General features: G+C 56.3%; 24 protein-coding genes, 2 tRNA genes and 1 pseudogene. 13 read left to right on the forward strand and 14 right to left on the reverse strand.

Going from position 1 to position 23853, the window contains the following annotated elements; all coding sequences use genetic code 11:
• Positions 1-83 precede the first annotated feature (83 nt).
• The gene (locus tag HWQ14_RS17870; protein ID WP_003857632.1) at positions 84-173 is read right to left on the reverse strand and encodes a YnhF family membrane protein; all 90 of its coding nucleotides are present in this window, start codon (positions 171-173) and stop codon (positions 84-86) included.
• 297 nt (positions 174-470) lie between these two features.
• Between HWQ14_RS17870 and purR the strand changes: the two genes are divergently transcribed.
• Entirely contained in the window at positions 471-1496 is a 1026-nt protein-coding gene (purR, locus tag HWQ14_RS17875) for an HTH-type transcriptional repressor PurR (RefSeq protein WP_148418933.1), read from the forward strand.
• Positions 1497-1513: 17 nt separating this feature from the next.
• On the opposite strand, the gene punR is transcribed toward purR, so the two are convergent.
• Positions 1514-2425 (reverse strand): DNA-binding transcriptional activator PunR, encoded by a 912-nt coding sequence (gene punR, locus HWQ14_RS17880; protein ID WP_176610520.1) that lies wholly within the window; start codon positions 2423-2425, stop codon positions 1514-1516.
• 113 nt (positions 2426-2538) lie between these two features.
• Between punR and punC the strand changes: the two genes are divergently transcribed.
• Entirely contained in the window at positions 2539-3738 is a 1200-nt protein-coding gene (punC, locus tag HWQ14_RS17885; protein WP_176610521.1) for a purine nucleoside transporter PunC, read from the forward strand.
• 299 nt (positions 3739-4037) lie between these two features.
• Positions 4038-5186 (forward strand): cyclopropane fatty acyl phospholipid synthase, encoded by a 1149-nt coding sequence (cfa, locus tag HWQ14_RS17890; protein WP_176610522.1) that lies wholly within the window; start codon positions 4038-4040, stop codon positions 5184-5186.
• A 31-nt stretch (positions 5187-5217) separates the two neighbouring features.
• On the opposite strand, the gene HWQ14_RS17895 is transcribed toward cfa, so the two are convergent.
• The gene (locus tag HWQ14_RS17895; protein WP_148418941.1) at positions 5218-5859 is read right to left on the reverse strand and encodes a riboflavin synthase subunit alpha; all 642 of its coding nucleotides are present in this window, start codon (positions 5857-5859) and stop codon (positions 5218-5220) included.
• 225 nt (positions 5860-6084) lie between these two features.
• Here HWQ14_RS17895 and mdtK point away from each other — a divergent pair, with 225 nt between their 5' ends.
• From mdtK to HWQ14_RS17915, 4 genes are all read left to right on the forward strand, one after another.
• On the forward strand, positions 6085-7458 hold the full coding sequence (mdtK, locus tag HWQ14_RS17900; protein WP_176610523.1) for an MdtK family multidrug efflux MATE transporter: 1374 nt from the start codon (positions 6085-6087) through the stop codon (positions 7456-7458).
• Positions 7459-7611: 153 nt separating this feature from the next.
• Positions 7612-7688 (forward strand) — tRNA-Val (locus HWQ14_RS17905).
• Between the two features lie 4 nt (positions 7689-7692).
• Positions 7693-7769, forward strand: a tRNA-Val gene (locus HWQ14_RS17910).
• Positions 7770-7891: 122 nt separating this feature from the next.
• The gene (locus HWQ14_RS17915) at positions 7892-9487 is read left to right on the forward strand and encodes an FAD-NAD(P)-binding protein (RefSeq protein WP_176610524.1); all 1596 of its coding nucleotides are present in this window, start codon (positions 7892-7894) and stop codon (positions 9485-9487) included.
• A 27-nt stretch (positions 9488-9514) separates the two neighbouring features.
• On the opposite strand, the gene HWQ14_RS17920 is transcribed toward HWQ14_RS17915, so the two are convergent.
• Together HWQ14_RS17920 and HWQ14_RS17925 are read right to left on the reverse strand one after the other, a co-directional pair.
• The gene (locus tag HWQ14_RS17920) at positions 9515-10150 is read right to left on the reverse strand and encodes a carbonic anhydrase (protein ID WP_148418947.1); all 636 of its coding nucleotides are present in this window, start codon (positions 10148-10150) and stop codon (positions 9515-9517) included.
• Positions 10151-10222: 72 nt separating this feature from the next.
• Positions 10223-11005, reverse strand: a complete 783-nt coding sequence (locus tag HWQ14_RS17925; RefSeq protein WP_176610525.1) for an MBL fold metallo-hydrolase — start codon at positions 11003-11005, stop codon at positions 10223-10225.
• Positions 11006-11129: 124 nt separating this feature from the next.
• Between HWQ14_RS17925 and HWQ14_RS17930 the strand changes: the two genes are divergently transcribed.
• The gene (locus HWQ14_RS17930) at positions 11130-11270 is read left to right on the forward strand and encodes a hypothetical protein (protein WP_003857665.1); all 141 of its coding nucleotides are present in this window, start codon (positions 11130-11132) and stop codon (positions 11268-11270) included.
• Between the two features lie 38 nt (positions 11271-11308).
• Here the strand turns inward: HWQ14_RS17930 and HWQ14_RS17935 are convergent, their stop codons facing one another.
• The 9 genes and pseudogenes from HWQ14_RS17935 to HWQ14_RS17975 form a co-directional block, all read right to left on the reverse strand.
• Positions 11309-11788 (reverse strand): GlcG/HbpS family heme-binding protein, encoded by a 480-nt coding sequence (locus tag HWQ14_RS17935; protein WP_176610526.1) that lies wholly within the window; start codon positions 11786-11788, stop codon positions 11309-11311.
• A gap of 89 nt (positions 11789-11877) precedes the next feature.
• Positions 11878-12489, reverse strand: coding sequence for a response regulator transcription factor (locus HWQ14_RS17940; RefSeq protein WP_176610527.1), 612 nt, complete (start codon positions 12487-12489; stop codon positions 11878-11880).
• A pseudogene (locus HWQ14_RS23530) lies at positions 12482-13830 on the reverse strand (sensor histidine kinase). Before HWQ14_RS23530 ends, HWQ14_RS17940 begins: the two are co-directional and overlap by 8 nt.
• Before the next feature lie 56 nt (positions 13831-13886).
• Positions 13887-15293 (reverse strand): DUF1996 domain-containing protein, encoded by a 1407-nt coding sequence (locus tag HWQ14_RS17950; protein ID WP_176610528.1) that lies wholly within the window; start codon positions 15291-15293, stop codon positions 13887-13889.
• Positions 15294-15437: 144 nt separating this feature from the next.
• The gene (locus tag HWQ14_RS17955; RefSeq protein ID WP_176610529.1) at positions 15438-15605 is read right to left on the reverse strand and encodes a hypothetical protein; all 168 of its coding nucleotides are present in this window, start codon (positions 15603-15605) and stop codon (positions 15438-15440) included.
• 100 nt (positions 15606-15705) lie between these two features.
• A complete protein-coding gene (fumD, locus tag HWQ14_RS17960; protein ID WP_176611225.1) occupies positions 15706-15933 on the reverse strand; it encodes a fumarate hydratase FumD in 228 nt (75 codons plus the stop codon).
• A gap of 108 nt (positions 15934-16041) precedes the next feature.
• Positions 16042-16854: a MetQ/NlpA family ABC transporter substrate-binding protein gene (locus HWQ14_RS17965; RefSeq protein ID WP_176610530.1), complete on the reverse strand. Its 813-nt coding sequence runs from the start codon at positions 16852-16854 to the stop codon at positions 16042-16044.
• A gap of 24 nt (positions 16855-16878) precedes the next feature.
• On the reverse strand, positions 16879-17547 hold the full coding sequence (locus tag HWQ14_RS17970) for a methionine ABC transporter permease (RefSeq protein WP_176610531.1): 669 nt from the start codon (positions 17545-17547) through the stop codon (positions 16879-16881).
• Positions 17540-18562: a methionine ABC transporter ATP-binding protein gene (locus HWQ14_RS17975; RefSeq protein WP_176610532.1), complete on the reverse strand. Its 1023-nt coding sequence runs from the start codon at positions 18560-18562 to the stop codon at positions 17540-17542. The genes HWQ14_RS17970 and HWQ14_RS17975 overlap by 8 nt, the downstream gene beginning before the upstream one ends.
• Before the next feature lie 399 nt (positions 18563-18961).
• Between HWQ14_RS17975 and HWQ14_RS17980 the strand changes: the two genes are divergently transcribed.
• The 5 genes from HWQ14_RS17980 (at position 18962) to lpp (ending at position 23837) form a co-directional block, all read left to right on the forward strand.
• The gene (locus HWQ14_RS17980) at positions 18962-20332 is read left to right on the forward strand and encodes a pyridoxal-phosphate dependent enzyme (protein ID WP_176610533.1); all 1371 of its coding nucleotides are present in this window, start codon (positions 18962-18964) and stop codon (positions 20330-20332) included.
• An 11-nt stretch (positions 20333-20343) separates the two neighbouring features.
• The gene (locus HWQ14_RS17985; RefSeq protein ID WP_176610534.1) at positions 20344-21489 is read left to right on the forward strand and encodes a trans-sulfuration enzyme family protein; all 1146 of its coding nucleotides are present in this window, start codon (positions 20344-20346) and stop codon (positions 21487-21489) included.
• Positions 21490-21562: 73 nt separating this feature from the next.
• Positions 21563-21859, forward strand: a complete 297-nt coding sequence (locus tag HWQ14_RS23535; RefSeq protein ID WP_420712926.1) for a hypothetical protein — start codon at positions 21563-21565, stop codon at positions 21857-21859.
• Between the two features lie 7 nt (positions 21860-21866).
• Positions 21867-23288 carry a pyruvate kinase PykF gene (gene pykF / locus HWQ14_RS17990; RefSeq protein ID WP_176610535.1) on the forward strand — a complete coding sequence of 474 codons (1422 nt, stop codon included), beginning with the start codon at positions 21867-21869 and terminating at the stop codon, positions 23286-23288.
• 312 nt (positions 23289-23600) lie between these two features.
• A complete protein-coding gene (lpp, locus tag HWQ14_RS17995; RefSeq protein WP_001082307.1) occupies positions 23601-23837 on the forward strand; it encodes a murein lipoprotein Lpp in 237 nt (78 codons plus the stop codon).
• The last annotated feature ends 16 nt before the right edge of the window (positions 23838-23853 follow it).

Below are 23853 nucleotides of genomic sequence, written 5' to 3' on the forward strand. Positions count from 1 at the left end.
AGAAGTTAACATTTTGGCAAAAGATTTTTGCCGGAGGGGTAACAATTGCAGCAAGCGAGGGAGAAAGCTCTCCCCCGTCTGAATCAGTGCAGCGCAGCGGTTAAACCACCCGCAACGATAAGAGCAAGAACAACAATGGTGGTAAACAGCGAAAACTTAAGATCGGTACTCATCAATTTTTCTCCTTTTATTCACCCTACGAAAAGTGAGCCTGCTCATTTTTACACAGTTCAGGTCAAAAATCTTCCAGGATTTAAGCGGATATCCACTTTACCTCTTCCCCTTTTCATCAAGATAGGACAAAATTCCACGCTAAATTTATTAGCGTACCGGCCATTGACCCCCTCCTGACGTCCTGTGTCGTTTTCCCGGCGTGTCGCAACTCAAGATTGCGTAATAAGGGTGAGAGAAGGCAAACGTTTACCTTCAAGTTTTTCAGGAGCTTAGGATATGGTCTGGAGTGACATTTAATGGCAACAATTAAAGACGTAGCAAAACGCGCAAACGTTTCCACTACAACCGTATCACATGTTATTAACAAAACGCGTTTCGTCGCAGAAGAGACGCGTAATGCCGTGTGGGCAGCGATCAAAGAACTGCACTACTCGCCGAGTGCCGTTGCGCGCAGCCTGAAGGTTAATCACACCAAATCGATTGGCCTGCTGGCGACCAGCAGTGAAGCGGCCTACTTTGCTGAAATCATCGAAGCCGTTGAGAAAAACTGCTTCCAGAAAGGCTACACCCTGATTTTGGGCAACGCGTGGAACAACATTGAGAAACAGCGCGCTTACCTGTCGATGATGGCGCAAAAGCGCGTGGACGGCCTGCTGGTAATGTGTTCTGAATACCCTGAGTCGGTCCTTTCCATGCTGGAAGAGTATCGCCACATTCCGATGGTGGTGATGGACTGGGGCGAAGCGCGCGCCGATTTCACCGATTCGGTGATTGATAACGCCTTCGAAGGCGGTTACATGGCGGGTCGTTACCTGGTGGAACGCGGTCACCGCGAAATTGGCGTGATCCCGGGCCCGCTGGAGCGCAACACCGGCGCTGGCCGCCTGGCCGGTTTTATGAAGGCGATGGAAGAAGCGATGATCGTCGTGCCGGAAAACTGGATCGTGCAGGGCGACTTCGAGCCGGAGTCCGGCTACCGCGCCATGCAGCAGATCGTTTCCCAGCAGCATCGCCCTACCGCGGTGTTCTGCGGCGGCGACATCATGGCGATGGGCGCGCTCTGTGCGGCGGACGAGCTGGGCCTGCGCGTGCCGCAGGACATTTCGGTGATCGGCTATGATAACGTGCGCAACGCCCGCTTCTTCACCCCGGCGCTGACCACCATTCACCAGCCTAAAGACTCGCTGGGTGAAACGGCCTTCAATATGCTGATGGACAGGATCGTCAACAAGCGTGAACAGTCCCAGTCCATTGAAGTCCACCCGCGCCTGATTGAACGCCGCTCCGTTGCGGACGGCCCGTTCCGCGACTACCGTCGTTAATCATTTCACGGGGCCAGCTACGCTGGTCCCCGTAACCACTCCCGGTTCAGCGTTTCGCTGTCTCCCAGATAGTCCAGCAGCCAGGCCATCGCGGGCGATACGTCGCTTTGCTGCCAGGTCAGACAGCAGGCTGCGTCCGGGAAGGGATTTTCCAGCGTCAGGGCCACCCACTCCCCCGTGTCGATGCGCGGACGCGCAACGTGTACCGGCACCATCCCAACGCACAGCCCCGCGCTCAGGCAGGTGGCTGACGACTCCCAGTCCGGCGCGACTACCCGGCGCTGATTGTCCAGCAGCCAGGTAATGCGCTTGGGCAGCGAACGGGAGGTATCCTCCAGCACCAGCGACGGCCAGTTGCGTAACGTGTCGTCACTCAGCGGCCCCTCCATCGCCGCCAGCGGGTGATCCCGCGCCACGACGCAGGTCCAGCTCAGCATGCCCATGTCGCGAAACGCGTAGCGTCCGCCAACCGGGATGGCCTGCGTGGCGCCAATCGCCATCTCTGCCCGGCCGTCCGCCAGCGCATCCCAGACCCCGTTGAACACTTCCTGCGAAACGCGCAGCTCAACGTCGGAAAAATGGCGATAAAAATCGACGATCATCTGCCGGGTACGCTCCGGCTTAACGATGTTATCCACCGCAATGGAAAGGTGTCCGCGCCAGCCGTTAGCGATCTGCTGGCACTGCTCGCGGGTGATCTGCATTTTTTTGATAACAGACCGCCCTTCTTTCAAAAACCACGCCCCGGCGGGCGTCAGTTCCACGTCGCGATGGCGCCGCTCGAACAGCGGGACCGCGAGCCACTCTTCCAGCTGACGCACCGTATAGCTGATTGCCGAGGGAACGCGGTGCAACTCCTGCGCGGCACCGGTAAAACTGCCGTTACGGGCCACGGCATCGACCACTTCAAGGGAATAATCTGACCACATTTTCTGCCTGCAAAATTTTTGAATGCACTCGCCAAATATTAGCGTTTCACAAGCCGCTTTGCACTCCCTACACTCTGCGGCAACGTACACCTGCCTCCTCAGGAGAATAAATAGTGCAACCCAGGAAAGGATTTTTAGTCTGGCTCGGCGGCTTAAGCGTGCTGGGCTTTCTGGCAACCGACATGTATCTGCCCGCGTTCGCCGCGATGCAGGAAGATTTGCAAACCCCTGCCGCCGCCATCAGCGCCAGCCTGAGCCTGTTCCTCGCAGGCTTTGCTTTTGCGCAGCTGCTCTGGGGACCGCTGTCGGATCGTTTTGGCCGCAAGCCCGTTCTGTTGCTGGGGCTGGCGATTTTTGCCGTTGGCTGTCTGGGCATGCTGTGGGTTCGCGATGCCGCCTGGCTACTGGCGCTGCGCTTCATTCAGGCAGTCGGGGTCTGCGCCGCAGCGGTCACGTGGCAGGCGCTGGTTACCGACTATTATCCGGCCTCGCGCACTAACCGTATTTTCGCCACCATTATGCCGCTGGTTGGCCTGTCGCCGGCGCTCGCCCCGCTGCTGGGCAGCTGGATCCTGGCACACTTCGACTGGCAGGCCATTTTCGCCACGCTGTTCGCCATCACGCTGGTGCTGATGCTGCCCGCGTTTGCGCTTAAGCCTGCGCATAAAAAAGAGGCGCATCCGGACGCGAAGCCGGTCACCTTCACCTCCTTACTGCGGGCTAAGGCCTATCGCGGCAACGTGCTGATTTACGCCGCCTGCTCCGCCAGCTTCTTCGCATGGCTGACCGGTTCGCCGTTTATTCTGCATGACATGGGCTACAGCCCGGCGGCTATCGGCCTGAGCTACGTTCCGCAGACCATCGCCTTCCTGGTGGGCGGCTACGGCTGTCGCGCCGCGCTGCAAAAATGGGAAGGCCAGCAGATGCTGCCCTGGCTGCTGGTGCTCTACGCGTTAAGCGTGATCGCGACCTGGGCCGTTGGCTTTATTCCGGGTGCCGGGCTTGCTGAAATTTTGATTCCGTTCTGCGTCATGGCGATCGCAAACGGTGCCATCTACCCTATCGTTGTGGCTCAGGCACTGCGCCCGTTCCCGCAGGCGACGGGCCGCGCTGCCGCGCTGCAAAACACCCTGCAGCTGGGTCTGTGCTTCCTGGCAAGCCTGGTGGTCTCCGCGCTGATTGCAACACCGCTGCTCACGACCACCAGCGTCATGCTGGCCACCGTTGCGCTGGCAGGTTTGGGCTATCGCATGCAGTCATCAGCGCATCGTGAGCAGAATGAAGACGCGCGTAGAGAAACGTCGCACGCCTGATTGCGCAGGAAATTATGTTAAAAACCAGTGATTAGGTTGCTAACAATTTTCTGTTGAATCACCAAATTTAGAGGCCTATACTAAATTTGGTTCGATTAAATACGATAAATATTAAGTGTTAACGGGAGCCGGAGCGCTCCCGTTTTACCATGGACGGCTTTTCGGCAAGGGAAATCTCCCTTCCTCTGTTCTACGTCGGATATTAGCCTCGCGGGCATTTACCGTGAGATTTCTCACAAACCAAAAAAAGCGTCTACGCTGTTTTAAGGTTCTGATCACAGCAAGGTGATGGAGAAGCTATGAGTTCATCGTGTATAGAAGAAGTCAGCGTTCCGGACGATAACTGGTCCCGGATCGTCAGTGAACTGTTGGGACGTGCGGGCATTACGATTAATGGCTCATCCCCCTCCGATCCCCAGGTTAAACATCCCGATTTTTTTAAACGCGTTTTACAGGAGGGATCGTTAGGGCTGGGCGAAAGCTATATGGACGGCTGGTGGGAGTGTGAACGGCTGGATATGTTCTTCTCCAGCGTATTACGCGCCGGTCTTGAAAATCAGCTCCCTCGTCACTTCAAAGATACGCTGCGTATCGCCTCCGCTCGCCTGTTCAATCTGCAAAGTAAAAAGCGGGCGTGGATCGTCGGCAAAGAGCATTACGACCTGGGTAACGATCTGTTCAGCCGGATGCTCGACCCGTTAATGCAGTACTCCTGCGGATACTGGAAAAAAGCAACGTCGCTGGAACAGGCGCAGCAGGATAAACTACAGCTGATCTGCGACAAACTGCAGCTGCAGCCCGGCATGCGGGTGCTGGACATTGGCTGCGGCTGGGGCGGCCTCGCCTGGTTTATGGCGACGCATTACGGCGTCAGCGTGGTGGGCGTCACGATTTCGGCCGAACAGCAGAAAATGGCGCAGGAGCGCTGCCTGGGCCTGGATGTTGATATTCGGCTTCAGGATTACCGTGACCTGAACGAGCAGTTTGACCGCATCGTTTCCGTTGGCATGTTTGAGCACGTGGGTCCGAAAAACTACAAAACCTATTTTGACGTGGCCGACCGTAACCTGAAGCCTGACGGTATTTTCCTGTTACATACCATCGGCTCTAAGCGAACCGACAACAATGTGGATCCCTGGATCAATAAATACATCTTCCCGAACGGCTGTTTACCCTCCGTACGCCAGATAGCGAACGCCAGCGAACCGCATTTCATCGTGGAAGACTGGCATAACTTTGGCGCAGATTACGATACAACCCTGATGGCGTGGCACGAGCGTTTCCAGGCCGCGTGGCCTGAAATTGCCGACAACTATTCGGAACGATTCAAACGAATGTTTAGCTATTACCTGAATGCCTGCGCTGGCGCGTTCCGCGCGCGGGATATACAGCTATGGCAGGTGGTGTTTAGCCGGGGCATTGAGCACGGCCTGCGGGTGGCCCGCTAAAAAAATAACCCCGGTTACCCGGGGTTATTTTTTATTCTTCTTCCACGGCCTTTATTATCGCCGCCTCTTTCGCCGCCAGCACGCGCTCAACGGTATCCACGACCGCCTGGGTCTGGGGATCAATTTCGATATTCACGCGCTGCCCCAGCTTTTTTGCTCCGAGCGTTGTGCGCTGCAGCGTTTCAGGAATTAAATGCACGCAAAAACGCGTTGGCGTCACTTCACCTACGGTCAGGCTAATCCCATCGATGCCAATAAATCCTTTATAGAGGATGTATTTCATTAATGACGGATCCTGCACCTTAAACCAGATTTGACGGTTATTTTCCGAGGTGACAATTTTCGCCACCTCTGCGGTGGTCATAATATGGCCCGACATCAGATGCCCGCCAATCTCATCGCTAAACTTAGCCGCACGCTCGACGTTTACGATATCGCCCGGCGCAAGCTCGCCGAGGTTGGTAATGCGCAGCGTCTCTTTCATTAAATCAAAGCTGATCCGGTTACCGTTAATTTCGGTTACCGTCAGGCAGCAGCCGTTATGCGCAATCGACGCACCGGTTTCGATGCCGTCGAGCATATATTCAGGCAGCTCAACCACGTGAGTACGGAAATTTGGTTTTTCATCAATGGACACCACTTTGGCAGTGCCCTGCACAATACCAGTAAACATGCTTACAGCTCCTGTTCATTCCGGACGGCGATTACGCCGTTTAATCCCACCACAATAACAGTTGAAAAAACAGGTTGCCAGCGATGCGCAATTTCTGACGTTTTTTTCACTAGATAATTAGTTAAACCCCGCTACAATAGCTGGCATCCCTCTGTTTTTTCTTCTTGCTGCCAGTTACGGCGGCCTTTTTAGTCTCTCAAATAACTACAATACAAAGGTGTTCACGTGCAGAAGTATATGATCGAAGCGCGTCAGTTATTGGCACTGGCAATACCGGTGATCGTCGCGCAGGTAGCCCAAACCGCAATGGGATTTGTGGATACGGTGATGGCCGGTGGGTACAGCGCCACCGATATGGCCGCCGTGGCGATCGGAACCTCAATCTGGCTTCCGGCCATTCTGTTTGGCCACGGCCTGCTGCTGGCGCTGACGCCAGTTATTGCGCAGCTCAACGGCTCTGGCCGACGCGAGCGCGTGGCCCATCAGGTTCGCCAGGGCTTCTGGCTGGCCGGGATTGCCTCCATTCTGATTATGATTGTCCTGTGGAACGCCGGGTATATCATCCGCGCTATGCATAATATCGACCCGGCGCTGGCGGATAAGGCGGTAGGTTATCTGCGCGCCCTGCTCTGGGGCGCGCCCGGCTATCTGTTCTTCCAGGTGGCGCGCAACCAGTGTGAAGGGCTGGCAAAAACCAAACCGGGCATGGTGATGGGCTTTATCGGCCTGCTGGTCAACATTCCTGTGAACTACATCTTCATCTACGGCCATTTTGGCATGCCGGAACTCGGCGGCGTAGGCTGTGGCGTGGCGACGGCAGCGGTGTACTGGGTGATGTTTGGCTGCATGCTCACCTACATCAAACATGCACGCTCCATGCGCGACATTCGTAACGACACCGCCTTCAGCACGCCTGACTGGTCGATGATGACCCGCCTTACCCAGCTGGGTCTGCCTATTGCGCTGGCGCTGTTCTTTGAAGTGACGCTGTTTGCCGTCGTCGCCCTGCTGGTTTCGCCACTGGGCATTATTGACGTGGCAGGTCACCAGATCGCCCTGAACTTCAGCTCGCTGATGTTCGTTCTGCCGATGTCGCTGGCCGCTTCGGTGACGATCCGCGTGGGCTTCCGTCTGGGACAAGGCTCAACGCTGGATGCACAAACGGCGGCCCGCACCGGGCTGGGCGTCGGCGTCTGCATGGCGGTCTGTACCGCGCTCTTCACCGTGCTGCTGAGAGAGCAAATCGCCCTGCTCTACAACGATAATCCGGAGGTGGTGACGCTCGCATCGCACCTGATGCTGCTGGCTGCCCTGTACCAGATCTCTGACTCCATCCAGGTCATCGGCAGCGGCGTGCTGCGCGGTTATAAAGATACGCGCTCCATCTTCTTTATCACCTTTATTGCGTACTGGGTGCTCGGTTTACCCTGCGGGTACATTCTGGCGCTGACGGATCTGGTCGTAGACCGCATGGGGCCAGCTGGGTTCTGGATGGGCTTTATCATCGGCTTAACCTCGGCGGCCATTATGATGATGCTGCGCATGCGCTTCCTGCAACGTCAGCCGTCCGCGGTGATTTTGCAGCGCGCTGCACGTTAAACACGCGGTAGCCGCCGGATGGCGGCTACTTTCTCTTCACTTTGCGCGGTAATGAAGCAATCGCGTGAAATCAGAGAGAAAAATGCGTTTTCCCTCTTGCCACCATGGTGCTGTGCCGCTAATATTCGTCCCCGTTGTCACCGACAACACGTTGCGTTCATAGCTCAGTTGGTTAGAGCACCACCTTGACATGGTGGGGGTCGTTGGTTCGAGTCCAATTGAACGCACCATTCTGCGTCCGTAGCTCAGTTGGTTAGAGCACCACCTTGACATGGTGGGGGTCGGTGGTTCGAGTCCACTCGGACGCACCATTTCAGTTCTGAAATGGTGCAAATTTCCTCTTCTGAATATCTTAATTTCTCCCTTCATTGAATGACTTAGCCTTTCTCCTGCTACGCTTGTTATATGGTTCAGAAACGCAGGAACGCTTTCGATGAAAAAAATTGCCATTATCGGCTCAGGCCCAACAGGGATTTACACCTTCTACTCTCTTCTTGGCAACGCAGCGCCACTGTCCGTCACCGTGTTTGAGAAAGCAGACCAGCCCGGCGTCGGTATGCCCTACAGCGATGAGGATAACTCCCGGCTGATGCTGGCGAATATCGCCAGTATTGAAATCCCGCCCATTTTTATCAGCTACCTCGACTGGCTAAAGCAGCAAAATGCAGCTCACCTTGCCCGCTATGGCGTCGACAAAGAGACGCTGCACGACCGGCAGTTCCTGCCGCGCGTTTTGCTGGGTGAATATTTTCACGATCGGTTTCTTGCCGTTGTCGCAGAGGCAAAAAAGGCGGGATTTCACGTCGAGGTTCATCCCAACGCTGAAGTCACGGATATCAAGGCTGACGCAGACGGCGTGGCTCTTTCAGTGAACGATGCTCCGTTCTCCAGGAGGTTTGATCTTGCCGTGGTCGCCACCGGTCACGTCTGGCCGGATGAAGAGGAAGCCACCCGCACCTTTTTCCCAAGCCCATGGTCAGGACTGATGGACGCGGAGATCCGCCCCTGCGAAGTGGGGATCATGGGCACGTCCCTCAGCGGGCTGGACGCGGCCATGGCGGTCGTGATGCAGCATGGTCAGTTTACCGGGGAGCAGTTCATTCTGAATAAGGGCAGCGAGGCGTTAAAAATCGTGCTGATGTCCCGCACCGGCGTGCTGCCGGAGGCCGACTTTTACTGCCCCATCCCTTACGAGCCGCTGTCCGTATTAACCGAGGCCGTGGCTGAGAGCGAAATAGCAAAAGGGCCGGACGGACTGCTTGACCGCATTTTTGCGCTGATGGTGAAAGAGCTTGAGCGTGCCGATCCGCAGTGGTGCCGGGCAATCTCCCTAAGCACGCTGAATGCCGACACGCTTCGCGATGTCTGGTTTGAGGATCGCAAAAAGCACGGGCCGTTCACATGGGCCGAAGCGAACCTTAAAGAAGTGGAGCGAAATAAGCGCGAAAAACGTACCGTCGCCTGGCGCTACACCGTGCTACGCCTGCATGAGGTGGTTCAGGCGATTGTCCCTTTACTGAACGAACGGGACAGAGCGCGGTTTAAGTCCGGGCTGGAACGCGTGTTTATTGATAACTATGCCGCTATACCCCCGCAGTCTATCCGCCGGCTGCTGGCGCTGCGTGAAGCGGGGATTGTTAGCGTGGTTACGCTCGGGGATGATTACGATCTGGATATCGGCAGCGATCAAACCGTCATCACCACGAAAGAAAAGAGTTATCGCTTTGACGTGTTTATCGACGCGCGCGGGCAAAAGCCGCTCAAAAATAAGCATATTCCCTTCCCGACGCTGCGCAAACAGCTTGAGGAAACCGGCGATGAGATACCGGACGTTGGGGAAGACTACACGCTGCTGGCACCAGCGTCTCTGCGCGGGCGTATAGCCTTCGGGGCGATTCCGTGGCTGATGCACGATCGTCCGTTTGTACAGGGGTTGTCAGAGTGTGCTGAAATTGGTCAGGCGATGGCGAAGGCGGCGGTAAATCCCGCGTCGGGAGTGCGCCGCAGGTTACCTTTTGCGGAGTATTAACAAGGCATCCCTGCCCTGAGCGTCGGATTACTCGAAGTACACTTCCGGGTTTTCCGACAGCGATACGAACGTTTTGGTGTTCTTGTCCAGGGCAAGAATTTTGCCGCTTTCAATATCATACACCCAGCCGTGCAGGCGAATAGCGTTGTTGCGCAGGCCTACCGCCACGGACGGATGGGTCTTGATGTTGCTCAGCTGCGCAAAAACGTTCTCCTGCACCATCGCATTCACTTTGTCGATCGGCTTATCCCAGGCTTTCTTCTCTACCACCGCTTTTGCCGCATCGGAATAGCGCAGCCAGTGGGAAACGGCCGGCATTGGCTCCAGATCGGCGTTATCAGCAATCGCCTTCATCGCACCGCAGTTTGAGTGGCCGCAGATAACGATGTCGGTTACGCCCAGCGCCACCACCGCGTACTCGATTGTCGCAGAGACACCGCCTGGCTCCGGCCCGAACGGAGGCACGATATTGCCGGCGTTTCGAATGACAAAGAGCTGTCCTGGCTCTTGCTGGGTAACCAGTTCCGGGACCAGACGGCTGTCGGAGCAGGAGATGAACAGCGCTTTGGGATTCTGACTGGACGCTAAACTACGAAAGAGCTCTTTACGTTGCGGGAAAATCTCTTTTTGAAAGCTGAGAAAACCTTCAATGATATGTTGCATAGCCATTTCTCTTTTATCTGTTTTAGTTTAGGTATGATCGCGATCACACTCGTAAAATTTAACCACCGTGCCTTAGCGGAGACAAGCAATATATTTCTGGCCCGACCGCTGGACTATCTCATCCGCGTTCGCCGCTATGTTTTGCCCCTCAAACGCCCCGTACAGGCGCGCAAACTTTTTCCCCGTAAGCCTGCGGGTCACGGACTCGACGGTGCTGGCAGGCAGCGGCAGCATATTCGGATAGCTCCACATGAACGACACGGCGTCTTTACCCGGCGTAACCTGCAAAATGTCCCCCGCCAGCAACACGCCCTCCCCCGACTGCCAGTGCAGCACCGTGCCGCCGGCAAAATGGCCGCCAAGCCGCAGCAGGGTCACTGACGGCATAATTTCAAGAGCGTCGTCTTCCCAGAAGCGTATCGCCGGGCTGTCGCGCATTACCCACTGCCGATCGCTGGCGTGAAGGTAGATCGGTGCGTTAAACGCCCCGGCCCACTCCTGCATGGTGGTGTAGTAATGCGGATGCGAAATCGCGATCGCGCTAATTCCGCCGAGCGCTTCAACCAGCGTTCTGGTGGCCGGATCGAGGTTGGCGATGCAGTCCCACAAGATATTGCCGTGCGGCGTGCGCAGCAGGATTGCCCGCTGGTTGATGGCAAAGGACGGTACGGTTTTGATGCTGAACAGATGGGGCTCCAGCTGCTGCCATTTGTTTACGTGCGTGGTAATAAGGCTGTTGTAATCTATCCATGCCTGCCCCGTTACCGGGACATACTGACGCTCATCGTCGCAAACTGGACAGTTAATGGGCTGTTCATCGTAAGCGGTACCGCAGGTTTTACAGAGCGTAATCATCAGCTTTCCTCAGCAATAAAGCTCTGAGTATGGCAGGGATTATCCTTATGTGCTGCGAGGTGCACTGCCCGGTTTTTTTGGCTTATACTCTGCCGGTATCAAAAACTGAAAACGCAGGTGCCACATGGAAATTGATCTCGATAACTTAGTCTTTAACGGGCTGGATGAAGCAGAAGAGCGTAACGCGGAACGTCTTGACGACGCGGATAAAAAAGCCCAGGCGATCGTCGCCGATGACGACTGCGGCGATGCCTGCAAGATCTGAATACAGAGCACCGGCCATGCCGGTGCTTTTTTTATGAATTACTGTCCGGCCCCGTCAATGGCCGCCTGGGCACAGGCTTCATCAAGATGACCGCCCGGCGCGCCGCCGATGCCAATCGCCCCAATCACCTCATCGCCCTCTTTTATCGGTAAACCACCCGCCAGCAGCAGGAAGCCGGGAACATCACGCATATTCTGCGCGCCCGCGTTAGTCTGTGCAGCTTCCATTACCTTACCTGACGCGTTTTTCGTACTCAGCGCGGTATAGGCCTTCATTTCGCTGGCTTTTACCGTATGTGGGCCAGCGTTATCCGTGCGCTGCACTGCCTTAACAACCCCTGCGCGGTCAACCACGGTCACCGTAACCTGATAGTGCTTTGCCATACAGGCCTGAACGGCAGACGTTGCCAGCGCGTTAGCCTGTGCCAGAGAGAGGCTTTTCTGATTCAGCGCATCCGCCCGTGCAGCCAGGCTTACGCTACCCGCGACCAGTGCCGCCACCATCAATACTTTTTTCATTGCACTTCCTCGAGTGTTGGGAGACAACCCGAGATTACTGAAGCGCGCGTCTACGCGTAATTCGGTTGATTACGCACTCCACCTGGTAGTTATACGGATTGCAATTTGTCATATTCCCGGCTCGCCTGAACCAGGCTGCTGACGCCAAGCTTGGCAAACGCCGCCGCGCGGTGCGCTTCCACGGTCCTCGGGGAGAGGTTAAGACGCGCAGCCGCCTCTTTGTTGCTGCATCCTTCCATCAGCACGCTCAGCACCTCGTGCTCCCGCGCGGTTAGCTGTTCAAATCGCGCTTTAATCCGCGAGATATCCTGCCAGGCGGCAGATCGCCGCAGGCTCTCTTCGAAAGCCATGCCAACCGTTTCGATAAGCCTGTCGGCGTCCAGGGGTTTGGTGAAGAACTCAAACACGCCGTTGCGAAACGCGCGACGGCAGGCGTCGACCGTTCCGTGCCCGGTCATGATAACGACCGGCAGCAGCGGCCAGGGCCATTCCCCCTCTTCCAGCCAGGCAAGCCCGCCCTTGCCCGGCATGCGCATATCCAGCAGCAGACAGCCGACAAGCGCCGTTTCGCCGCCGTGCGCCAGCGTAAAGGCATCTACGCTCTCGAATGCATTAACCTGCCAGCCCATTCCTGAGAGTAAAAACGTCAATGATTCCCTGATGGACTCATCGTCATCGATGAGCCAGACCACCTTATTCATGCTTTGTCTCCTTACCTTTTGCCAGCTGCAGCCGGATCTGCGCCCCGCCCTGCGGGGCGTTGCCCAGCGCGATCGAGCCGTTCATGCGGGTTATTAGCGTTTCCGTTAACGTCATCCCCAGCCCCGTTCCGCCGGGGCGTCCGCTAAAGAAGGGCATAAAGGCGTTTTGCAGGGCCTCCGGGCTAAATCCCGGCCCGCCGTCGGTAAGCGTGACCAGAATGCCCTTCTCGTTTTTCTGGCTGTCGATCCGCACCCAGCCGTGCGTGCTCTCCTGCTGAGCCTGAATCGCATTGCTGAGCAGGTTATGCAGTACCTGCTCCAGCCAGAGCCTGTCTGCCAGCACGGTCGTGGCGTCCGCTGCAAACGCGTGGATGACCGCGATACGGTTCGATTTGCGCTCGTGCTCCAGCAGGCTCTCAACCTGCTGCCAGCACTGCACCAGATCGGTTTCGCGCAGGGACACCTTCTCCTGTACCACATGCTCGCGAAAACGCGTCAGCAGGGCGCTGATGCGCTGCGTTTGCAGCAGCGCGGCCGCAAGCGCCTGCGGCACAGCCTGCGGATTAGCCTCGAGCTGTCGCTGCGCCCCCTGGATCCAGGTTTGCACGGCGGTAAGCGGCTGGTTAATTTCATGGACAATGCCCGCGGTGATCTCCCCCAGCGTGTTAAGCCTGGCATGCTGATAATAGCGGGCGCGCTGCTCGGCCTGCTGCCGCTGTTTGCGCTGCCAGAGCACGCTTCCCACGCCCGCAATCGCTACCCCCCCCACGTCAGAAAGAGCAGCAGGTAAGGCAGCAGGGAAACGCTGAACCAGTCAGGCTCTGCCTCGGCTGTAAGAACGAAGGGCTGGGTATGCTGCGGGAAAGCGCGCTGCCAGCGCCAGAATGCGCCGGAGGATGGCGGACCATCGCCGTTCGTGACGTTAAGATGCAGCTGCGCAAAGCTATGGCGCGCGGGAACCAGCGCGCTTAGGTCGACCAGCACGCGTATCTGCCGCCAGGGATTGTATAACCAGTACCGCACCCCGCTAAACGGCTCCACGCGCGGGGCGTCCAGCGCACGCCCCGCGGTTTTTTCCAGGGCCAGGACAGAAGGAAACTTTTTGCGTAACGCGGTGATATCTTCATCGCCGCTCAAAAGCGGAAGCACCGATTCGTTTTGCGTCAGCACCGCGCCGATCGCCGAATAGCGTGCCGTAAACTCGCGATCGCGCTCCCAGTACTGGCGACGTATCTGTTCCGCATACAGCAGCACACCGCTTATCAGGCAGACCGCCACCCATGCAGCGATGCTGCGCTTTATCATCTTTTTTAAGCTCATAGCGTTAACGGGCGCAGTCATTCAGGCTGTCGACATTACCAGTTAACGCTGATGAGAACAAAAAAACGCGGACGTTATCAGATCTCCGGCGTTCTGCTAAAACCGGTCAGCATGAGGATCGGGCCCCGTGGGGAGGATGCCGCGTCAAACTGATAGTGGTTTCCCTGACGATCGCCGCCGATGTACCATGAGATCTCGGTTTTGCCTTCTGCCAGCGCCTTGCGCACCGCTTTATCGACATCCACCATCCGGTATTCCCGGGAGTGGTTCAGGTAAAGTATCGCATCCGAACGGTAGTTACAGGACGGTCGCGAATGCCAGCTCACGCTGGCCGGATCCCAGTCGTTGCTCGCCGGATAGAAGAAGATTTGGTCCGCGCCGTTAGTTTCTACTTTCCCGCCATAGATACGCACGCGGTATTTAAACTGCGAGGGGTCCTGCCCGGCAGGCAGCGGCGGAATGCGGAACTTCACCAGCGACAGCGTTTCGCTGTTGCGCGTGCGACCGCCGTTCTTCCAGTTATCCTGTACCAGCAGAACCTGCGGATCCGGCTGGGAAAGCGCTGGCTCCAGGCTGCTGAGCCAGACGTTGGCCTTCGGTTTCGAATAACCATACGGAACGGTGGTGCCGCAATCCATTCCGCGGTTCATGCACAGGTCGGTCATAAAGCGCGCGGCATCTTCCGTCCAGCCGTTCATAAAGTCAGCATGAGCCGTATACAGGCTTCCCCACCGTTCTTCGCGCTCGTCTCCGTGCATGATTGGATCGAGGGAAAGCTGCACTTTGCTGGTATCCAGAGAGTCGATCGTCGGTAGCACGTACGCAACATTCATGTTAACGGTCGGGATTTTTACCGGGAAGGCGGACGGGCACTGCCCTCTGGTATCGTAGGTGGCGTTGGCCAGGCCGTGGGCGGGCTTCAGGTTTACCCCGTCCCAGCAGTTCGGGAACTGAATGCCGATATTAAACTGCACGGCATCGTTCGCCTTGCGCAGGCCGCAAACCTCACCCGTTTTGGTGGTGTAGCCCCTGCCGTTGGCGCACAGAAAGGTGATATGTGGGTTCGGCGCGGTACCATGATGATCGCCTGCCAGCAGCGACAGCCCCGCCGGGAAAGGGTGCAGCGGCCAGGCGTCAACGTTCGATGCCTGATAATAGGTTTTTTGATAGGCGGGTTTAACCACCGTTCCGTCAGGCAGCTTGAGCGATGGGGCCCAGTAGGCCGAACCGTCTGCTTTGTTATCGCAGGTGGTCTTTTCATGCGCGCGCAGCGATTCACGGCTGGCGTAAGCATCCGCCTGCTCGTTGCCAAAGAAGTCGTGCAGCATGGCCTCGTTGGGCATGCCGTACATCATAATGGCATCGTCGCCGAGGGTGTGGGAGTAAGCGCAGACAACGTGCGCCTGTGGCCCGGCGTGTGCCGCCTGCATGGCAATAAGTAAAGCGGTGGCAGAATGTGCCGGGGTTAATACTGTCCGTTTCATTATTATCTCCATCGTTGAGAGGAGATAGTGGTAGCAAAACGGCTGCGGTTTACCGAGGATTTACCCGCGTATTTTTCCGCTCATCCCTGCTTTACACGCATCACGCACAGCTCATTCCAGTACGTTTCGCGCGTCCGGCGCAGTTCAGCGTGACGTTTTATCATTGAACCACTCCGGGTCAATGTTGGCTACGTCCACGCCGTACAGGCTGGCGACGGGCAATACTGACTCAAGAACACGTTGCGCGCTGTTCTCCGCACTCGCTGGTCGGGCCGCAAAAAACCGCCGTAACGTGCTTATCCACTTTTTCATCGTCATTACCCTTCTCGCTTAACCGGAACTCAGTTAAGCACGCGTTAGCCATGAAGGGGAAATAACAATAATGGCTGTTGATATGCGGGATCTGAGTAACTCACGACGCGCTGGCGTCGTGGCCGGACAGCGCTTTTACCACCGTTTCCATCGCTTTGGTTGTCAGCTCGCTGCGCTTAACGCGCTGGTTCGCCAGCGCGGTACGCAATACGCCCGCAATGACAATATGCTTCGGCTCCTGGCCTAAATCACGCATTTCGAGAACGACCTTGCCTACCACCCGGCACATCTCCTGATACAGCGCTTCGTCTTTGGTCACATTGCCCATTGTCATCACTCCGTTGCCCTAAAGCGTCAGCTTAAATGATTCGTCGGCTGGATACAAAAAAGAAGCCCGGCGTATTTCCCGCCGGGCTTCATCTTAAAAATCAGGTGATTAGTTATTTACCGGGATCACTGCGCCTTTGTATTTGGTGCGGATCCAGTCCTGGATCTCTTTGGAGTGCAGCACGTTCACCAGCGCGACGATATCTTTCTTCTTCTCGTCTCCGCGATGGACGGTAATGATGTTAGCGTACGGGTTGTTTTCACCGCTCTCAACCGCAATCGGGTCGTGTACCGGATCCAGGCCTGCATCGATGGCGTAGTTGGCGTTGATCACCACCGCCGCACCTTCGTCGTTGTTGTACATCTGCGGCAGCAGGGAGGCTTCAACGTTAGGGGTAAACTGCAGCTTTTTCGGGTTTTCAACGATATCGCTGATCCGCGCGGTCACTTTATCAATGCCTGGCTTGAGCTTGATCACGCCCTCTTTTTCGAAGATAGACAGAATTCGGCCTTCCTCGGAAACCGCGTCACGCATGATGATTTTGCCGCCCTCCGGCAGATCCTTCAGCGATTTGTATTTTTTGGAATAAATGCCGATTGGCTCGATGTGGATCGCGCCCGCACTCACGAAATCATACTCCTTATCGCCCGCGTGATCTTTCAGCACGCTGTTCAGATAAGGAACGTGCTGGAAGTAGTTAGCGTCGATGTCGCGTCCGGCCAGCGCGGTGTTGGGCAGAATGTAGTCCTGAAACGGTTTAATCTCCAGATCGATACCCTGCTTCGCCAGAATCGGCTTTGCCTGCTCCAGAATTTCGGCGTGCGGCGTGTTGGACGCGCCCACGGTCAGGGTGTCAGCCCAGGAGGCGAAGCTCAGGGCGCTCAGGGTGGCTGCGGCGATCAGCGTCAGCGTTTTTTTCATGATGATGGTTCCTGTGTGTATTTATTAGCGTTTATCTAACAGTGATGTGATGACATCGCCGCAGAACTGGATAATGAAAACGATGATTAAAATGGTCACCGTTGCCACCAGCGTGACGTCACCATGGTTGCGCTGGAATCCTTCCAGGTAAGCCAGGTTTCCCAAGCCGCCGGCACCTATGACTCCTGCCATTGCGCTGTAGCTCACCAGCGCAATCAGCGTCACCGTCATCCCTGACACCAGGGCGGGTGAAGATTCCGGAAGTAAAACCCGAAACACGAGCGTGCTCAGCCGCGCGCCCATCGAGCGCGTGGCTTCAATAACCCCTTTATCCACCTCACGCAGGGCAATCTCGACCAGGCGGGCGTAAAACGGCGCGGCGCCAACAATCAGGGCGGGCAGCGCAGCGTTGGCGCCAAGAATGGTGCCCACGATGGTCTTGGTGAACGGGATCAGCAGGACGATGAGTATGATGAACGGGATAGAACGAAACACGTTCACCACTATCGAAATCACGCTGTAGACCGTGCGGTTGTGGAACAACCCGCCGCGGGCGGTTAAAAACAGCGCCAGACCAAGCGCGATCCCCAGAATAAACGTCGCCACGCCCGAAAGCGCGGTCATGTAGAGCGTCTCCTGCGTTGCAGCCCACAGCTGATCCCACTTCAGGTGCGGAAAAAGATGTTCAGCCATGCTTAATTACCTCGCCTTCAATATCGCTTTGCTTCAGGTCGGCGAGGATATTGTTCAGTTGTTCATCGGAGGCCACCACGTGCACCCAGAGCTGCCCGAAAACGCCGTGGGCGGTTTGCGTCATTTTTCCATGCAGGATGTTAAACGGCAGGCCGTAGCGCAGGGTCAGTTCACCCACGATCGGCCTGTGCGTGCTGTGTCCCGTAAAGGTCAGCCTGATGACCGTGCCTTCCAGCCCGGTTGCCAGTTCCGTATTAAAGGTTTCGTCTTCGGCGTACTGGCTTACCTGACGGACGAACTGACGGGTGATCGGCTGCTGCGGATGCGTAAATACGCTCAGCACGTCTCCCTCTTCCACCACCCTGCCGTTCTCCATCACCGCCACGCGATCGCAGATTTTGCGCACCACGTGCATCTCGTGGGTGATCAGCACGATGGTCAGGTTAAAACGGCGGTTAATGTCCAGAAGCAGATCGAGGATCTGATCGGTGGTCTGCGGATCCAGCGCGGAAGTCGCTTCGTCACACAGCAGCACGTCCGGATGGTTGGCCAGCGCGCGGGCAATCCCTACGCGCTGTTTTTGCCCGCCGCTCAGCTGCGACGGGTAGGCATTCTCGCGCCCCTTCAGGCCGACCAGCTCCACCAGCTCGGCGACGCGGGCCTGAATTTGCGCTTTTGGCACACCGGCAATTTGCATTGAAAAGGCGATGTTTTCCCGCACCGTGCGCGACCAGAGCAGGTTAAAGTGCTGGAACACCATGCTGATTTTCAGGCGTGCCTGACGCAGCGCTTCCCCTTTTGCGGCGGAGATATCCTGTCCGTTGATGGTGACGCTTCCGGCGCTCGGCTTTTCCAGCCCGTTCAGCAGGCGGATCAGCGTGCTTTTTCCGGCCCCGCTGTAGCCGATAATTCCATAAATCTGTCCCTGCTCTATCGTCAGATTGACGTTATCAACGGCGGTGAGCGACGCCTTTCCGTTTTCAAAAACCTTCGAAATATTGCTGAGTACGATCATTCTTATGGGTTATCCGATTCGCATATAGCGGTTTAGCAGTATGGATGTCCAAAAGATAGTAAACAGCCGTTATCAGCTTTTAAATGACCAAAAAGGAATTTCATATAACGTCAGGAAATAAGCAGCAGAGCGGCTGGCGGGAAACGCTTAGATGAATATCAGAAATGGTTATCTGCCAGACGCATAGCAGCCCGGCGGCATCCGATAAAATCGTCTATTTTTACAGCATTTTTAGCGCGTATAGCCATCCCCACATCCAGACAACTTTACGTCTCGCTGTCCTTGCGTCTGAAAACATAATGAATATTCCTTTCCGTTCTAAAACCTGGTGAAACGTTCTTTATTGAGCAATTTTCATGGTCCTATCATCCGGTCATGACCTCCTGACAGGAAATAACCATGACGATCTACCACTCCGTCACCGAAATGATTGGCCGCACGCCGGTTATGCAGCTGCACAAGCTTGATACCGGCCCCTGCTCGCTGTTCCTCAAGCTGGAAAACCAGAACCCCGGCGGCTCGATCAAAGACCGCGTCGCGCTGTCGATGATTAATGAAGCCGAGCGTACGGGGCGGCTTCAGCCCGGTGGCACCATTATTGAAGCCACGGCGGGGAATACCGGGCTGGGACTGGCGCTGATTGCCGCGCAGAAAGGCTACGCGCTGATGCTGGTCGTGCCGGACAAAATGAGCCGCGAGAAGATTTTCCACCTGCGGGCGCTGGGCGCGCAGGTTGTGCTGACCCGCTCAGATGTGAACAAGGGCCATCCGGCCTATTACCAGGATTACGCCCGGCGCCTGGCGAACGAGGTGCCTGGCGCGTTTTATATTGACCAGTTCAATAACGAGGCCAACCCGCTGGCGCACCGCACCACTACCGCTCCTGAACTCTTTGCACAGCTTGACGGGCAAATCGACGCCATCGTCGTCGGCGTCGGATCCGGCGGTACGCTGGGCGGCCTGCAGGCGTGGTTCGCTGAACGCTCGCCGCAGACGGAATTTGTGCTTGCCGATCCGGCCGGGTCGGTGCTGGCGGACCAGGTCGAGACCGGGCGCTATCACGATGCCGGGTCGTGGCTGGTTGAAGGGATTGGCGAGGACTTTATCCCCCCGCTGGCGCATATCGAAGGGGTGGAGCGCGCCTGGCGCATTACCGATCGCGAAGCGTTCGCCACCGCGCGTGAGCTACTGAAAACGGAGGGGATCCTGGCGGGCTCCTCCAGCGGCACGCTGCTGGCGGCGGCGCTGAAATACTGTCAGGCACAAACTACGCCGAAACGCGTGGTCACCTTCGCGTGCGACAGCGGCAATAAATATCTCTCAAAGATGTTCAACGACGACTGGATGCGCCAGCAGGGACTTATCTCGCGCCCCCGGGCAGGCGATCTCTCCGACTATATCGCCCTGCGGCATGATGAAGGCGCGACGGTCACCGCCGTGCCGGATGACACCCTTTCCACCGTGCTGGCCCGCATGCGCCTGTACGACATCTCGCAGCTGCCGGTGCTCGATAACGATAAGGTCATCGGCATCGTTGACGAATGGGACCTGCTCCGGCACATCGGCGGAGACGGGGAACGCTTCTCCCTCCCCGTGACGGCGGCCATGACCCGGCAGGTCGAGTCTCTGGATAAGCAGGCGCCGGAGAGCGCGCTGCACGCCATTTTTGACCGTGGCCTGGTCGCCATTATCTATGACCAGGACCGCTTTCTGGGTCTGATTACGCGCAGCGACGTTCTCACCGCGTGGCGCAACCGTCTGCAAAAATAAAGGAACAAACGATGAAAAATCTGGCAACCCTCAGCGTACACAGCGGCGAGTATCGCGATCGGCACGGCGCCGTCATGCCGCCGATTTACGCCACCTCGACGTTTGCGCAACCGTCGCCGGGTGAGCACACCGGCTATGAATACTCGCGCAGCGGCAACCCGACCCGCCACGCGCTGGAAACCGCCATCGCCGAACTGGAAGGCGGCACGCGCGGATACGCGTTTGCCTCCGGCCTGGCGGCCATCTCCACCGTGCTGGAGCTGCTGGACAAAGACAGCCATATTGTCGCCATTGATGACGTTTATGGCGGTACGTATCGCCTGATTGAAAACGTCCGCAAGCGTAGCGCCGGGCTACAGGTGAGCTGGGTTAAGCCGGACGATCTGGCCGGTCTTGAGGCCGCCATTCGCCCGGACACCCGGATGATCTGGGTAGAAACGCCGACCAACCCGCTGCTGAAGCTGGCCGATCTGTCGGCCATTGCGGACGTCGCCCGGCGCCATAACGTCATCAGCGTGGCGGATAATACCTTCGCCTCCCCGGTCATTCATCGCCCCCTGGCATCGGGTTTTGACATCGTGGTGCACTCCGCCACCAAATATCTCAACGGCCATTCCGACGTGGTCGCCGGGCTGGCGGTGGTCGGGGCCGATAAGGAGCTGGCGGAGCGCCTCGGCTATCTGCAAAACGCGGTTGGCGGTGTTCTGGATCCGTTCAGCAGCTTCCTGACCCTGCGGGGGATCCGCACCCTTTCCCTGCGTATGGAAAAGCACAGCGCCAACGCGCTGGCGATTGCGCAATGGCTGGAGCAGCATCCGCAGGTTGAAAGCGTGTTCTATCCCGGGCTGGCGTCACACCCGCAGCACGCGCTTGCCCGCCGCCAGATGGCGCTACCGGGCGGCATGATTTCCGTAGTAATAAAGGGAGATGCGCAACGCGCAACAGACGCGATCCGCAGCCTGAGGCTTTTTACCCTGGCAGAAAGCCTGGGAGGCGTGGAGAGCCTGGTGAGCCAGCCCTACAGCATGACCCACGCCTCCATTCCCCTCGCGCAACGGCTTGCGAACGGCATTGTGCCGCAGCTCATCCGCCTGTCGGTGGGAATTGAAGATGCAAACGATCTGATCGCGGACCTTCAGCAGGCGCTGGAAAAGTGAGCAAAAGACGGCGGGCGTACCGCCTGCCGTCATAAGATGACATTATGCCTTAACGCCTTGATAACAAACTTATGTGAATCTGCACAGATTGTTTTTGAAACACCGTTTCCATTTTCCTTTTTGCTGTGAATCAGCGTATAATGCGCGCCAAATCCCTGGTGAATGGTTTCAGCGCTTGGAATACAAAAAACAACGTACAACTTCTCCTCTCCTTCGTTGGGCTGGCACTCAGGCACACTTTCTTCTGCACGCTCATGTGATGTCACCTATTCTTAGTGCGTGTCATAGACTCTTTCGCAACACAGGTTTGACTCCGCGGCGGTGCGCCCCCGGAGCGAGATTTCCATATCCTTCCCAACTTAAAGACTAAGACTGTCATGAAAAAGACGAAAATTGTTTGTACTATCGGCCCGAAAACCGAATCCGAAGAGATGCTGAGCAAAATGCTGGATGCCGGCATGAACGTGATGCGTCTGAACTTCTCCCACGGTGACTATGCTGAACACGGTCAGTGTATCCAGAACTTGCGCAACGTCATGAGCAAAACCGGTAAAAAAGCCGCGATCCTGCTCGACACCAAAGGTCCTGAAATCCGTACCATTAAGCTGGAAGGCGGTAACGACGTTTCGCTGAAAGCGGGCCAGACCTTCACCTTCACCACCGACAAGTCCGTGGTAGGTAATAACGAAATCGTTGCAGTAACCTATGAAGGCTTTACCAGCGATCTGTCTGTCGGCAACACCGTTCTGGTGGATGACGGCCTGATCGGCATGGAAGTTACCGCCATCGAAGGTAACAAGGTTATCTGTAAAGTGCTGAACAACGGCGACCTGGGCGAAAACAAAGGCGTTAACCTGCCGGGCGTTTCTATTGCGCTGCCGGCGCTGGCTGAAAAAGACAAGCAAGACCTGATCTTCGGTTGCGAACAGGGCGTTGACTTCGTTGCGGCGTCCTTTATCCGTAAGCGTTCTGACGTAGTTGAAATCCGCGAGCACCTGAAAGCGCACGGCGGCGAGAAGATCCAGATCATCTCCAAAATCGAAAACCAGGAAGGCCTGAACAACTTCGACGAAATCCTCGAAGCTTCTGACGGTATCATGGTTGCGCGTGGCGACCTGGGCGTTGAAATCCCGGTTGAAGAAGTGATATTCGCGCAGAAGATGATGATCGAGAAGTGTGTTCGCGCGCGTAAGGTGGTTATCACCGCCACGCAGATGCTGGACTCCATGATCAAAAACCCACGCCCTACCCGCGCAGAAGCCGGCGACGTGGCTAACGCCATCCTCGACGGTACCGATGCGGTAATGCTTTCTGGCGAGTCTGCTAAAGGTAAATATCCTCTGGAAGCGGTCAGCATCATGGCGACCATCTGTGAGCGTACCGACCGCGTGATGAAGAGCCGCCTGGATTACAACAACGACAGCCGTAAACTGCGCATCACCGAAGCCGTGTGCCGTGGCGCGGTAGAAACCGCTGAGAAACTGGAAGCGCCACTGATTGTGGTTGCGACGCAGGGTGGTAAATCTGCTCGCGCGGTGCGTAAATACTTCCCGGACGCGACCATTCTGGCGCTGACCACCAACGAAACCACCGCGCGTCAGCTGGTGCTGAGCAAAGGCGTGATCCCACACCTGGTGAAAGAAATTGCCTCTACCGATGATTTCTATCGTCTGGGTAAAGAAGTGGCTCTGGAGCTGGTTGACCGCGGCCTGGCACAGAAAGGCGACGTTGTGGTAATGGTTTCTGGTGCTCTGGTTCCGTCCGGCACAACTAACACCGCATCTGTTCACGTGCTGTAATATTTCCCGAACAAATTATATTTTTGTTAAAAAGCGTCCTGCGGGACGCTTTTTTTATTCCCACCTTTAACCAGAACTATTCAAAAAGCAAATCGGGTTTCTCTATTTAATCGCGAATTATCTAAGATGAATCCGATGAAAAATGCCTTTTTTAACATAGCTTTTTCGTCAAAACTGCCGATTTCGTTGCTTCTTTGAGCGAACGATCAAAAATAGGCGTAATCCCATCAAAAAAATATTCTCAACCCAAAAAAGTTTGTGTAATACTTGTAACGCTACATGGAGATTAACTCAATCTAGAGGGTATTAATAATGAATCGTACTAAACTGGTACTGGGCGCGGTAATCCTGGGTTCTACTCTGCTGGCAGGTTGCTCCAGCAACGCTAAAATCGATCAGCTGTCTTCTGACGTTCAGACTCTGAACGCTAAAGTTGACCAGCTGAGCAACGACGTGAACGCAATGCGTTCCGACGTTCAGGCTGCTAAAGACGACGCAGCTCGCGCTAACCAGCGTCTGGACAACCAGGCTACTAAATACCGTAAGTAATAGTACCTGTTAATAA

It is taken from the genome of Enterobacter cloacae (assembly GCF_013375935.1).
GTDB classification, from domain to species: Bacteria; Pseudomonadota; Gammaproteobacteria; order Enterobacterales; family Enterobacteriaceae; genus Enterobacter; species Enterobacter pasteurii.

Coding starts and splice junctions, on each gene's coding strand:
- lpp (WP_001082307.1), top strand. CDS start 23,601: ATGAATCGTACTAAACTGGTACTGGGCGCGGTAATCCTGGGTTCTACT.
- HWQ14_RS17980 (WP_176610533.1), top strand. CDS start 18,962: ATGACGATCTACCACTCCGTCACCGAAATGATTGGCCGCACGCCGGTT.
- HWQ14_RS17975 (WP_176610532.1), bottom strand. CDS start 18,562: ATGATCGTACTCAGCAATATTTCGAAGGTTTTTGAAAACGGAAAGGCG.
- punR (WP_176610520.1), bottom strand. CDS start 2,425: ATGTGGTCAGATTATTCCCTTGAAGTGGTCGATGCCGTGGCCCGTAAC.
- HWQ14_RS17870 (WP_003857632.1), bottom strand. CDS start 173: ATGAGTACCGATCTTAAGTTTTCGCTGTTTACCACCATTGTTGTTCTT.
- fumD (WP_176611225.1), bottom strand. CDS start 15,933: ATGGGCAATGTGACCAAAGACGAAGCGCTGTATCAGGAGATGTGCCGG.
- HWQ14_RS17950 (WP_176610528.1), bottom strand. CDS start 15,293: ATGAAACGGACAGTATTAACCCCGGCACATTCTGCCACCGCTTTACTT.
- HWQ14_RS17920 (WP_148418947.1), bottom strand. CDS start 10,150: ATGCAACATATCATTGAAGGTTTTCTCAGCTTTCAAAAAGAGATTTTC.
- purR (WP_148418933.1), top strand. CDS start 471: ATGGCAACAATTAAAGACGTAGCAAAACGCGCAAACGTTTCCACTACA.
- HWQ14_RS17940 (WP_176610527.1), bottom strand. CDS start 12,489: ATGAATAAGGTGGTCTGGCTCATCGATGACGATGAGTCCATCAGGGAA.
- HWQ14_RS17970 (WP_176610531.1), bottom strand. CDS start 17,547: ATGGCTGAACATCTTTTTCCGCACCTGAAGTGGGATCAGCTGTGGGCT.
- HWQ14_RS17915 (WP_176610524.1), top strand. CDS start 7,892: ATGAAAAAAATTGCCATTATCGGCTCAGGCCCAACAGGGATTTACACC.
- HWQ14_RS17930 (WP_003857665.1), top strand. CDS start 11,130: ATGGAAATTGATCTCGATAACTTAGTCTTTAACGGGCTGGATGAAGCA.
- HWQ14_RS17935 (WP_176610526.1), bottom strand. CDS start 11,788: ATGAAAAAAGTATTGATGGTGGCGGCACTGGTCGCGGGTAGCGTAAGC.
- HWQ14_RS17895 (WP_148418941.1), bottom strand. CDS start 5,859: ATGTTTACTGGTATTGTGCAGGGCACTGCCAAAGTGGTGTCCATTGAT.
- HWQ14_RS17965 (WP_176610530.1), bottom strand. CDS start 16,854: ATGAAAAAAACGCTGACGCTGATCGCCGCAGCCACCCTGAGCGCCCTG.
- HWQ14_RS17985 (WP_176610534.1), top strand. CDS start 20,344: ATGAAAAATCTGGCAACCCTCAGCGTACACAGCGGCGAGTATCGCGAT.
- cfa (WP_176610522.1), top strand. CDS start 4,038: ATGAGTTCATCGTGTATAGAAGAAGTCAGCGTTCCGGACGATAACTGG.
- pykF (WP_176610535.1), top strand. CDS start 21,867: ATGAAAAAGACGAAAATTGTTTGTACTATCGGCCCGAAAACCGAATCC.
- HWQ14_RS17925 (WP_176610525.1), bottom strand. CDS start 11,005: ATGATTACGCTCTGTAAAACCTGCGGTACCGCTTACGATGAACAGCCC.
- HWQ14_RS17955 (WP_176610529.1), bottom strand. CDS start 15,605: ATGAAAAAGTGGATAAGCACGTTACGGCGGTTTTTTGCGGCCCGACCA.